Source organism: Candidatus Limimorpha avicola (genome assembly GCF_056978975.1).
In genome coordinates this window covers 1-11,109 of the sequence record NZ_DBMCYK010000013.1, presented here as the reverse complement: position 1 = coordinate 11,109, position 11,109 = coordinate 1, and the positions used below count along the sequence as shown (strand labels likewise).

The window sequence follows — 11,109 nt, the reverse complement described above, 5'->3', positions numbered from 1 at the left end:
AACCTTAGACAAGACCGGCGAATCCCATAAATGCCATAGCCAAAATACCGGCAGTGATGAGTGCAATAGGCACTCCTCTCATGCCTTTAGGAGCTTCCATGAGGTCTATGTGCTCACGTATTCCGGCAAATATGATTAAAGCCAATGCGAAACCGAGTGCTGTACCGGCAGCAAAGACTACTGATTCGGCAAGTGAAAGCATGTGGCTGACACCACCAAAGGTATATTCCTTTGTTACTACATTAAGTGCTACACCAAGTACGGCACAATTTGTAGTTATCAATGGAAGGAATACTCCTAATGCAGAATAAAGTGATGGGCTTATTTTTTTCAGGATGATTTCGACCATCTGTACTAATGCTGCGATGATGAGTATAAATGCTATCGTCTGTAAAAAAGTCAACTCCAACGGGATAAGTATGTATTTGTTTACTAATGATGTGACTAATGTCGCGAGGGTGAGAACAAACAATACTGCAGCACCCATACCCATTGCTGTGGATGTCTTCTTCGAAGTGCCGAGAAAAGGACATATACCCAAAAACTGAGCAAAAATGATGTTGTTGACTAATATTGTCGATATTATTATGATTATAAATTTCATGGCTGCTGTTATTTGGTTTTAAGTTTGTTTACTATGGCTATGATATAACCCAATACTATGAACGCACCCGGTGCAAGAACGAAAATGAGTATGGTATTGGCATCTTCAGGTACTAATCTGAAATTGAAAATAGAACCGCTGCCAAGTATTTCACGTATGCTGCCAAGAATGGTAAGCGACATGGTGAATCCAAGCCCCATTCCGAATCCGTCCAGTATGGATGGCCATACAGGATTCTTTGATGCAAAAGCTTCCGCTCTTCCCAATACAATGCAATTTACTACTATAAGAGGAATGAAAAGTCCCAAAGTTTCATATATCGAAGGTACGTATGCCTGCATCGCTAACTGTACTACGGTGACAAATGATGCAATGACGACTATGAAACAAGGGATGCGTACTTTGTCAGGAATGAAATTCTTGAGTAAGGAAATACAAAGGTTGGACATTGTCAATACGAATGTTGTTGCCAATCCCATCGACATGCCGTTGATGGCGCTTGTCGTGGTGGCGAGGGTGGGGCAACAGCCCAAAAGTAGCACTAATATGGGATTCTCCTTTATAAGTCCTTTTGTGAAATTTTGCCAGTTATTCATTGTCTCCTCCTTTCTTGATAAAGCTGTCGCGGTTGGCAGCAAAGCCTTTGGTGGCATTCTCTACTGCTTCAGAGAAAGCTCGCGAACTGATGGTGGCTGCCGTGATGGCATCTACATCGCCTCCGTCTTTCTTCACTTTAAGATTAAATGTGGCAGGATTCTTGCCGTTGTATTGTGATTTGAACTTTTCGTTAACCATATTGGCTCCGAGACCTGGTGTCTCACTTTGTGTGAGTACCGAAATGTTGTTTATAGTGCCGTCGGCGAGGACTCCTACCATCAATTCTATTTTGCCGCTGAAACCTTTACCTGATGATGCTTTGATGGCTGCTCCTATGAGTGAACCGCTGTCATCGTATGCTACATTGTATATCATGTCATCTATAGTGTCGGTTTCTATTTTTGCAATGACAGCATCGGTTTTCAATACCGTGTTGATAGCCGTTTCATTTTTCTCTTTTTCTACTTTGTCTATGCCGGGTTTTGTCATGTTATAGAAAAATCCCAGCACGCCTCCCGACACCATGGTGATGACGGCGAGGCTGATTAGCATGTTGCCTAATGTTGATTCTTTCTTTGCCATAATGTAATTTTTAAAGATTCAACTTATTTCTTCACCAAGCCGAAGCGTTTTGGCTTGAAACCTTTATTAATTAATGGTACGAATGCATTCATGATAAGAATGGCGAATGACATTCCTTCAGGATATGCTCCCCATAAACGTATTATTATCGTCAACGCACCTACTCCTATGGAGAAGACTATTTTTCCTCCCATGGTCATAGGTGTAGTCACCATGTCTGTTGCCATGAAGAAAGCACCAAGCAGGAGACCTCCACTGAGGATATGATAAAGGGGATTTACATATTGAGCAGGATTGATAAGCCAACATATTCCGGCAATGATAGCTACTGTGGCAATGATAATGACCGGAGTTTGCCAGTCTATCACTCTTCTTATGATGAGGAAAAGACCGCCAATAAGTATGGCAATGGCGCACATCTCAGCCAATGAACCTCCTCTGTTGCCTATCAATAAATCTATATAATCTATGTTTTTAGTAATCTCTTCCACGGTAAGACCTTGTGCCAGTCCTTCTTTCAGGATACCGAGTGGGGTGGGACCTGTCACGGCATCGAGTACTGTGTTGCTGAAGACAGGATGAGGAACCGGCCATGTAGTCATGGCTACAGGGAATGAGATGAGCATAAAAACACGACCTACCAATGCAGGGTTGAACGGATTCTTTCCCAATCCGCCAAACGACATTTTGGCAATACCTATTGATACGGCAGCACCTATGACGAGCATCCACCATGGAATGTTGGCAGGTACGTTGAATGCCAGGAGCATGCCTGTAACAAGTGCAGAACCGTCGCTGATGGTATTGGGTCCTTTTATCATGTATTTTTGTATCAGCCATTCTATCAGAAGACACGACGCTACCGATATTGCTACAACTCTTAAAGCGTTGAGTCCGAAGAAATAAATCGATACTAAAAACATTGGCAGCATGGCAATCACCACGCTATACATTATCTTTTTTGTACTTTCTTCTCCATGAACATGTGGAGAACCTGATATGGTAAATTGATTCATGACTTCTCTTATTTCTGATTACGTGAACGAATGATTTGTCCTGTCTTTGCTTTTCCGAATCTTATATAATCGAGCAAAGGTATGTTGGCTGGGCAAGTGAACTCACATGAACCGCATTCTATGCAATCCATAATGTTATGACTTTCGGTACTTTCAAAGTCTTTTTGTCTCGACATTCTGCACAAATAGTAAGGTTCGAGACCCATAGGACATGCCTGTATGCATTTGCCACAACGGATGCAGTTACCTACTGTTCGAGGTTGTGCATCTTTGACATTGAGCATTAGGATGCCCGATGTGCCTTTTATTACTGGGAAGTCTGTCACCGACACTGATTTTCCCATCATGGGACCACCGTTGATGACGTTGGCGGTATCCTCAGGCAAGCCACCGCATGCCTCAATAAGCAGGTTGGCAGGCGTTCCTATTCTAACTTCCAAATTGGATGGTTTCTTCAACGACTTGCCTGTCACAGTCACTATACGCGAGATGAGAGGTTTGTTTTTTTGAACAGCCTCGTAAATTGCGTATGTGGAAGCAACGTTGACGACAACGCACCCGGTCTCTATAGGCAGTTTGCCGGATGGCACCTCACGTCCTGTGGTCGCCTTGATAAGTTGTTTCTCACCGCCCTGTGGATACTTGGTCTTTAACAATTGTACCTCAATACCATCATAATAGCTGTCGCTTTTTATCATCTTATCAAGATACCTTGCTGCATCTATCTTGTTTTTCTCAATGCCTATCAATGCCTTAGGTGCATCGACGGCTTTCATCAGTATTTTTACGCCAATAAGAAACTGCTCTGCTCTTTCGAGAAGCAGTCTGTTGTCACAGGTGAGATAAGGTTCACATTCTGCGGCATTTATTATTACGAAATCTGCTTTTTTGTCTTTGGGAATAGATAGTTTCACGTATGTTGGGAATGTAGCTCCTCCCATACCTACTATGCCGTGAGTTTTGACTCTTTCGATTATCTCTTCTCTTGACAGTGTGATGTCTCTTATGATGGTGTCGCTTGTGTCGATTCCTTCTGCCCATTCATCACCTTCCACATCGATAAAGACTGCTGGTTTACGATAGCCGGTATGGTCCATTACCTCGTCTATTTTAGCCACCTTGCCACTTACCGAAGAGTGTACATTTGCTGAGATAAATCCTTTGGCTGTACCTATAAGCTGACCTGTTTTCACTGTATCGCCCTTGTTGACGATGACTTCAGCGGGAGCTCCTAAACACTGTCCGAGTGGTATTATCACTTGTTTAGGTATGGGGAACCTTTCGATAGGTCGATCCGACGAAAGTTTGTTTTCTTCCGGATGAACACCACCTTTAGGGAATGTTTTTATTGGATTCATGCTAATTTTTTACTTCGTTATTAACTGATTCTTTATTTTCTTCTTTTGGTTTTCTTGGAGGGAAGTTTACCTCAATGATGCTTCCTCTCGGGCACACCTCGACACATTTGCGGCATGACTTGCATTTTGCAGGGTCGATATATGCCAGATTGCCACGCATCTCTATTGCTTCGAAAGGACATGTCTTGAAACATTTCTGGCAGCCGATACAACTGACTTTACAATTTTTCATGGCAATGGCACCTTTCTCGGCGTTCATGCAGCTGACATAAACTCTACGGTCGTTTTTGCCGCGTGGACGTATCTCGATGATGTTGCGTGGACATACTTTGGTACATGCACCGCATGCCACACATCTTTCCGGGTCCACTACGGGAAGTCCGGTGACGCCGTCGATGTGTATGGCATCGAAAGGACATGCCTTGACACAGTCTCCGAGACCGAGACAGCCGTTGGGACATCCGTTCTCTCCGGCATACAAGGTGTTGGCAAATGCACAGATGTCGGCACCTTCGTAATGTACTTTCGACGGGGCATTCTCACAACTGCCGTTGCAACGTACCACTGCAATCTTGGGTTCTTCCGCTTCCACTGTCAATTGAAGTATGTCGGCAACCTTCTGCATGTCGGAACTCGGACAATGCAAGCCTGTCAGGCTTTTCTTTTCTGCTGCCGCCTTGACACATGCTTCTGCAAAGTTGCGACAACCGGCATAACCGCAACCGCCGCAGTTTGCTCCTGCCAATGCCGATTCCACTTCATCAATCAATGGATTTTCTTCTACTTTGAATTTTTGGGCAATAAAATACAAGATAATTGCCAAAATTCCTCCCATTACCCCTAAAATTATTAGGGAATACAATAAGACTCCGTTCACTGTTTATGAATTTTTATGTTATTAGATTGTACATTTTCAATTATGGACATGTTCTGCCTTTTTGTCTGCAAAATTAAACCCATCTTTTGATATTTCAAAATTAAATTTGATTAATTTTGTTTCCTTGTGTTAAAACTTCATATTTGAATTGTTTCTTTATCTTGTTTCGGAAAAGATAAAGGACAAAATAATATATCCCTACTACAGTAATGGCTGCAAGGGCAACGTATAAGTCATTCATGCCCATGACGCTGAATAATAATATCATAAATATCAACAAGACTGCCGGGACAAGGTATGCATACAACACGGCTTTGTTGCCTTGTCTTGCGCTCATTCTGATGCTTACAGGTTGTCCTATACTGTATTCTTCACCATTTTCAACAGAGATGACAAGTTCTTTTTCTGCCATGTCTGCCACATTGCATGCTGATTTTATATTGCAACCTCCGCATGCTCCGGATGATACGATTTTTACTTTTATCTCCTTATCCGTTACTTCCGATACTACTCCCGGGTGTGATACATACTCTATTGCCATCATTCCTGATAATTTCAACATGCAAAAATAAACTTTTTTTGTTGACAATCGGCAATTTTACTATTTTTGCCACTATGAACAAGATTAAAACAAAATACAACAGATATAAACGCATTTACAAGATACTTATAGCCAAATTGGTGAGGTTGTTGCGTATCGTCAAACTGCCGGGTTTTGAAGGTATGCCTCTTTATGATGTCCTGGTATATTTTGTCAATGGATTTACAAAAGGTTATCTTCTCGACAGGGCTGCCGCTGTCGCATTTAATGTGTTCCTTGCCATTTTTCCTGCTGTGATGGTGCTTTTTACCATAATACCTTATCTTCATATAGATGAGGCTTATGAGGTTTTACTCAATACCTTGTCTGATATGTTGCCGGGTGAAGCGTACGGTTTGGTGGAAACTACAATAACAGAAATAGTTTCAATAGAGCGAGGCGGACTTTTTTCAATAGGTATCCTTCTTGCTTTTTATTTTAGTATAAGTGCAGTGACGGCTTTCTTTCGAGGCTTTGACATGAGCGTTAACCGCATAGGTTCCATGTCATGGTTCCAAAAACAGTTCAATGCTGCTTTTGTGATGATAATACTTGTTGTGTTGTTGATATCCTCGACAGTACTTATCGCCATGGGAAATACTGTCATCTCAAAAGTGTTCGTCGAGATTGATATAAGTAATAAATTCGTCATTTTTATTACAAAGTTGATACAATGGCTGCTTACTGTGTTCATGCTTCTTGTTGCTGTATCAGTGTTGTATTATTTTGCTAATCCTAAGAGAATAAGGTTTAAGATCTTTACACCGGGTTCACTTCTGTTTACAGGTCTTTTCATTGTCGGCACTATCGCTTTTAAAGTATATATCAACAATTTCTCTCGTTACAATGCTCTTTATGGTTCTATAGGAGGTTTGTTGATATTTTTGCTTTGGATGTATTTTAACTGTATTCTTATTTTAATTGGCTACGAACTTAACATAAGTATTGCCATGGTAAAACAAAAAGGCAATAATGATACTATTTTTGTTGAGGATTTGAAATGACGATATTTTTATCTTTTGTCAATATTTACTAATTTTGTCCCGTTTTTTTGTTGTAATAATTGGAAATGAAGTTTGGAATAAATGATTGCGGGTCTGTTGTTGAAAAACGGTTTTTAGGTTATGCCTTGCCGAGTATAGTGGGCATGTTGATTGTTTCATTTCAAATGATGATTGACGGCATATTTGTCAGCAAGGGTGTTGGCGCATTAGGTCTTGCGGCTGTCAACATTTCCATGCCTTTGATTAATGCACTTCTCAGCGTTTGCATCATGATAGTTTCCGGTGGTGTCGTTATTGCCGGTATCGCCAAAGGCAGTGGTGATGATGCTCTCGCTCGCGGATTCACAACTCTGACATTTGTATTGCTGCTTGGAACTTGTCTTTTTATGTCTGCTGTCTTGATGTTGAATATCAAGGATATATGTTATTTGTTGGGCAGTGACGACAATACATATCCTTATGTCAGGACATATCTCGGAATACTTGTTGCCTTTTTCTTTTTTTATTGCATACCCAATTTTACAGAGGCTTTTACCCGTTTCGTTGACAAACCCAACTGGGTGTTTGTCAGTGGTGTGATATGTTGTGTAGTCAACGTGGTTCTTGATTATTTTTTTGTGATACGCTGGCAGTGGGGCATGAGTGGTGCTGCTTATGCTACTGTCATAGCCAATACTTCGGCTGCTGTGGTGCTTGCTCCAAATCTTAAGATGGGTAGGATAAGAGGAGGGTTGAGAGATATATGGAGAGTGTTTTACAATGGCAGTTCCGAGATGCTGACGGCAGTGTCGTCGGCTGTGACGATGTGTGCCTTTAACATAGTGCTGATGAATGATATAGGAGCCAAAGGCGTGGCTGCTTTTACTATTGTGTATTATATGAATATGATAGTCAATATGTCGATATTCGGACTGTCTCAGGCTTTGTATCCTCTTATGTCGTATGGACTCGGAGCAGGAAATTATGATATGATACGTCGTCTTCTCGGTGTGTCAATGAAAACAAGCGCTGTGATAGGAGTGTCGGTATTCATTGTAATACAGTTGTTTAAACGTCCGATAATAAGGGTGTTTTCCAATGACGATACAGTGCTGTTTTCTCTTGCGGTCACGGCAGCTACATACGTTACATTGCATTATCTTGTGTCGTTTGTCAATATATTGGGAAGCAGTTTCCATACAGCAGTGGAAAAACCGTTGGAGTCGGTGGCGATAGCATTATGCCGTTCGTTGATATTCGTGCTTATACCTCTTTTTGTATTGCCTCGTTATATAGGCGATATGGGTATATGGATAGCAATGCCTGTGGCTGAAGTCGCGACTTTATTTGTGACTGTGCCTCTGATGATAAAGTCAATGCGACGACTGCACCGAAATCTTGCAACGGTTTTATGATTTATAATTCTTTTTCAAGTTTTACATTCATATTTTATTGAAAAGTAAAAGGCAGAACACCTTTTATCATGTATTCTGCCTTTGCCTGTTGTTACAAACGAAATTTATTGTTTCATCCACTTCCCGGTTTCAACTTCCTTGCCATTGCTATAGACTTTCCAAAAATACATTCCGCTGTTCCATTCATCTGTTGTAATTGTGGTAATGTTTTCTGTAATGTCTTGTCTGTAAACCAATTTACCTTGAATGTCATAAACTTCTGCTTTTGCGTTTTGAAGAGCAGTTTTAATGTTTAGGATATTGTTTCCGGGATTGGGATATGCTATGGCTGAATGAAGTCCGTATTTGTGTGCTTCGTCTATTCCCAAGAATGCTTCGGCAGGTATTTTTACGAGTGTGTGATAGTTTTTTTCAGAATCATATATCCAAGTCTTACGAATAATAAGCAATAAGCCGTTGTCGCCAGTTTTTATATATGACAATAACTCCATATTCGTGTTGTCTTGTTTCTCGTAATAAAGTTCTTTAATTATATTCATGTTCCTGTCCAAGACGTCGATGGTTATCCACGACTCATATTCGTGAAACATTCCTCTGTTTCGGGTATATGCCCAATAAACATATCCTTCCGAGAAATCGACAGGCGACCATAATGAAGGAAAATCGTAGTCGTCGGAGTTAGATTCTATTCGATTTAAAACGTTTAAGGTCCCCTTGTCATCTTCTATTTCTATAAGAGATGCACTAAATCGATGTTCATCCTGGCTGTTTAGATAATCTACATTGCTGGAAAGATACGTTGTTCCCCACGGACTTCTTTTAACCATGGTATAATCATACCATCTTGGAAATCCCCAATGTCCTGGTTGAAATGCTGTAGGAACTTTACAGGTTTTTACATATTGGAAGTTTTTATCCAACAATACTGCAATCTGACTCCAGTCAGACTTGTTATCTGACTCCGTCCTGCTTTCACATGCAAGATCGTAATGAACATAGTAAGAATCATTACCTATCATTAAATCACTGAAGCAGAAAACATTTACAGCATATTCACCCAAATGTATTTCATTGCTTTCCGTAATAGTTCCGTTATAATCCATCTTGAAAAGAAAAAGAGAATCAATAGGACCGGGTTCAAATTGGTCGGTTCTCGTCTGATTCTTGACAAAAGAACCCACTATTTGACCGTCTTCCTCAAAACATGACGTAAGCCTTATTTTTGCCATATAATGGTTCGCATTGGCGATATAGTCAAGAGAAGTACACGATTCGCATATAGTTGTGTCAAGTGTTGTTCTGTATTCAATTGAATCGACCATGTTGAAATCGGAATCCAACTTGTAGAAATACAGAAAAGCATCGTTGATGTCCGGAATGTAATTGGGCGATGTTTTATTTCTGTCGGGATTGTATGTTCCCATAACAATGATTTTATTGTCTTCCGTTTCAATGAGATATTGATCATCAGAACGGTATCCTGGTTTCGACCATCGTTTTTCATTTAATAATACACCATCCGGTGAGAATTTCATTATTGATGGAAAACTGCTGTTTGACGCCTGTCCGCTGCTGTCAATAATACACCATGCAGAACTGATTATGATATCATTGGATTCCAACTCAATCATAGAATGCATGAGGTTTGGCGACACTGAATCGGAGAATACATGTTCAATGGTATATTCCCAATCATATTCTTGACAAAAACTTTTGTTGCCGATATGTGATATTATCAACAACATGAAAAACAACCTGAAATGTTTCATTTATTCAACTGTTTTTATAGAGTATATTCTAAAAGATATCATGAAAAATAACCTGAAATGTTTCATTTATTCAACATCATTAGGATTATTCCAATAGACATTGCAATATCTTACTATTGCAATATGAACATAAGTACAATAGTTGTTATTTTTTGGATAAAGGTCCGTGAAATATATTTGACATTGATTATATGGTGAATTATAAATCGGAGAATAGTGTAATGGTGCATTGGGCAAAACAATATTTCGCCTAATGCTACGCCAATAGCAATTCATTTCTTCATGACAGATACAAGGAAATTCTTGAATACCTATCATCTCTTTAGCAAATAACCAATGATCAGAACAGTCTTCCATATTTGGGTCATCATAATAGACATAAGGTCTGAAACTATTATAATTATATGGAATGGCAATATATTTAACATGTTCAACATTACAGAGTAACATAATATATTCCTCTCCGGGAGGATTTGGAATATATTTAAACCGTTTTGTTAACTCATTTGCAGCGTCTGTATTTTCAGAAAACGTACTATTACATCTTCCGCGCATATAACCACAATAAAAATCATCTCCTTCTTCAAAAGGTCCTTGATATTGTTGTAAAGAATCATTACTGGGAATACCTCTGTCAAACACAATTTCAATATTACTATCTGTTTTAGCATTGTCATTTGTTGGAAATTTAATCATAAAATAACTAAGTGTATTTCTATTGTCTTCGATAGCTGCTTTGTATGTTGCTAATGTGGTTTCAAATGTTCCATAAGTTGCAATCACATCATCTGTAGAGATATTTCCATTATTATCTACATGTGGCATAGCTATATATAAAGTATCAAGACTGACAGAGTCGCATACTGTCATGTGCTCACTATACTCATAATTAATAGTAAGGTCTAAGATCTCTCTTGCTTCTGCTACTGACATTGTTCCGCTCGATTTAGTACCGGCTTTGTATGTCTCGTTTAATTTCAAAAACTTTTGAATCTTTTCATAAATGACTTTGCCTTGTGAATTGTCTGTGGTTGAAACAGAATCTGTTTTAGGTGTCAATGTTTCTTTTTTGCAGGATGTAAATATAATTGCTGCTGCAAAAATTGTCGCTCCCAATGAAAGGAGAATGAGTTTGAGATTTTTATTCATAATAAATATATTTAAGATTATTTGGCAAAGATAAAATATTTTTTAATTGAAAAAAGTTTTTTTAATTTTTTTTAAAAAAGGTAGAGTCAAACAGCAAGTGCAATATTACGAAATAAATTTGAAGAACTCCTTTTTTGGAGTGGAGAAGTTTAATTTTTCCCTTGGTCTTCGGTTAATTT

11 protein-coding genes are annotated in these 11,109 nt (G+C 39.4%); 2 read left to right on the top strand and 9 right to left on the bottom strand.

Translation table 11 applies throughout. The annotated features are described in order from the left end of the window. Positions 1-4: 4 nt before the first annotated feature. The 7 genes from ACZOVS_RS06905 to ACZOVS_RS06875 form a co-directional block, all read right to left on the bottom strand. Entirely contained in the window at positions 5-604 is a 600-nt protein-coding gene (locus ACZOVS_RS06905) for an electron transport complex protein RnfA (RefSeq protein WP_483996503.1), read from the bottom strand. An 8-nt stretch (positions 605-612) separates the two neighbouring features. Further along, positions 613-1,200, bottom strand: a complete 588-nt coding sequence (gene rsxE, locus ACZOVS_RS06900; RefSeq protein ID WP_483996502.1) for an electron transport complex subunit RsxE — start codon at positions 1,198-1,200, stop codon at positions 613-615. Then, complete coding sequence (locus ACZOVS_RS06895; protein WP_483996501.1) at positions 1,193-1,783, bottom strand: RnfABCDGE type electron transport complex subunit G; 591 nt, start codon at positions 1,781-1,783, stop codon at positions 1,193-1,195. Before ACZOVS_RS06895 ends, rsxE begins: the two co-directional genes overlap by 8 nt. A 23-nt stretch (positions 1,784-1,806) precedes the next feature. Further along, positions 1,807-2,799 (bottom strand): RnfABCDGE type electron transport complex subunit D, encoded by a 993-nt coding sequence (locus ACZOVS_RS06890; RefSeq protein ID WP_483996500.1) that lies wholly within the window; start codon positions 2,797-2,799, stop codon positions 1,807-1,809. Between the two features lie 8 nt (positions 2,800-2,807). Continuing rightward, a complete protein-coding gene (gene rsxC, locus ACZOVS_RS06885; protein WP_483996499.1) occupies positions 2,808-4,157 on the bottom strand; it encodes an electron transport complex subunit RsxC in 1,350 nt (449 codons plus the stop codon). A gap of 1 nt (position 4,158) precedes the next feature. After that, positions 4,159-4,992 (bottom strand): RnfABCDGE type electron transport complex subunit B, encoded by an 834-nt coding sequence (locus ACZOVS_RS06880; RefSeq protein WP_483996498.1) that lies wholly within the window; start codon positions 4,990-4,992, stop codon positions 4,159-4,161. A 142-nt stretch (positions 4,993-5,134) separates the two neighbouring features. Next, positions 5,135-5,596, bottom strand: coding sequence for a SoxR reducing system RseC family protein (locus ACZOVS_RS06875; RefSeq protein WP_483996497.1), 462 nt, complete (start codon positions 5,594-5,596; stop codon positions 5,135-5,137). A 53-nt stretch (positions 5,597-5,649) separates the two neighbouring features. Here ACZOVS_RS06875 and ACZOVS_RS06870 point away from each other — a divergent pair, with 53 nt between their 5' ends. Then, positions 5,650-6,618: a YihY/virulence factor BrkB family protein gene (locus tag ACZOVS_RS06870; RefSeq protein WP_483996496.1), complete on the top strand. Its 969-nt coding sequence runs from the start codon at positions 5,650-5,652 to the stop codon at positions 6,616-6,618. 65 nt (positions 6,619-6,683) lie between these two features. Next, positions 6,684-8,012, top strand: coding sequence for an MATE family efflux transporter (locus ACZOVS_RS06865; RefSeq protein WP_483996495.1), 1,329 nt, complete (start codon positions 6,684-6,686; stop codon positions 8,010-8,012). A 104-nt stretch (positions 8,013-8,116) separates the two neighbouring features. Here the strand turns inward: ACZOVS_RS06865 and ACZOVS_RS06860 are convergent, their stop codons facing one another. Both ACZOVS_RS06860 and ACZOVS_RS06855 read right to left on the bottom strand, forming a co-directional pair. Next, entirely contained in the window at positions 8,117-9,781 is a 1,665-nt protein-coding gene (locus ACZOVS_RS06860; protein ID WP_483996494.1) for a T9SS type A sorting domain-containing protein, read from the bottom strand. A gap of 66 nt (positions 9,782-9,847) precedes the next feature. Then, entirely contained in the window at positions 9,848-10,930 is a 1,083-nt protein-coding gene (locus tag ACZOVS_RS06855; RefSeq protein ID WP_483996493.1) for a hypothetical protein, read from the bottom strand. Between the last annotated feature and the right edge of the window lie 179 nt (positions 10,931-11,109).

Bases quoted from the DNA above. Each gene is read 5' to 3' on its own strand.
- ACZOVS_RS06905 (WP_483996503.1), bottom strand. From the start codon at position 604: ATGAAATTTATAATCATAATAATATCGACAATATTAGTCAACAACATC.
- rsxE (WP_483996502.1), bottom strand. From the start codon at position 1,200: ATGAATAACTGGCAAAATTTCACAAAAGGACTTATAAAGGAGAATCCC.
- ACZOVS_RS06895 (WP_483996501.1), bottom strand. From the start codon at position 1,783: ATGGCAAAGAAAGAATCAACATTAGGCAACATGCTAATCAGCCTCGCC.
- ACZOVS_RS06890 (WP_483996500.1), bottom strand. From the start codon at position 2,799: ATGAATCAATTTACCATATCAGGTTCTCCACATGTTCATGGAGAAGAA.
- rsxC (WP_483996499.1), bottom strand. From the start codon at position 4,157: ATGAATCCAATAAAAACATTCCCTAAAGGTGGTGTTCATCCGGAAGAA.
- ACZOVS_RS06880 (WP_483996498.1), bottom strand. From the start codon at position 4,992: ATGGGAGGAATTTTGGCAATTATCTTGTATTTTATTGCCCAAAAATTC.
- ACZOVS_RS06875 (WP_483996497.1), bottom strand. From the start codon at position 5,596: ATGTTGAAATTATCAGGAATGATGGCAATAGAGTATGTATCACACCCG.
- ACZOVS_RS06870 (WP_483996496.1), top strand. From the start codon at position 5,650: ATGAACAAGATTAAAACAAAATACAACAGATATAAACGCATTTACAAG.
- ACZOVS_RS06865 (WP_483996495.1), top strand. From the start codon at position 6,684: ATGAAGTTTGGAATAAATGATTGCGGGTCTGTTGTTGAAAAACGGTTT.
- ACZOVS_RS06860 (WP_483996494.1), bottom strand. From the start codon at position 9,781: ATGAAACATTTCAGGTTGTTTTTCATGTTGTTGATAATATCACATATC.
- ACZOVS_RS06855 (WP_483996493.1), bottom strand. From the start codon at position 10,930: ATGAATAAAAATCTCAAACTCATTCTCCTTTCATTGGGAGCGACAATT.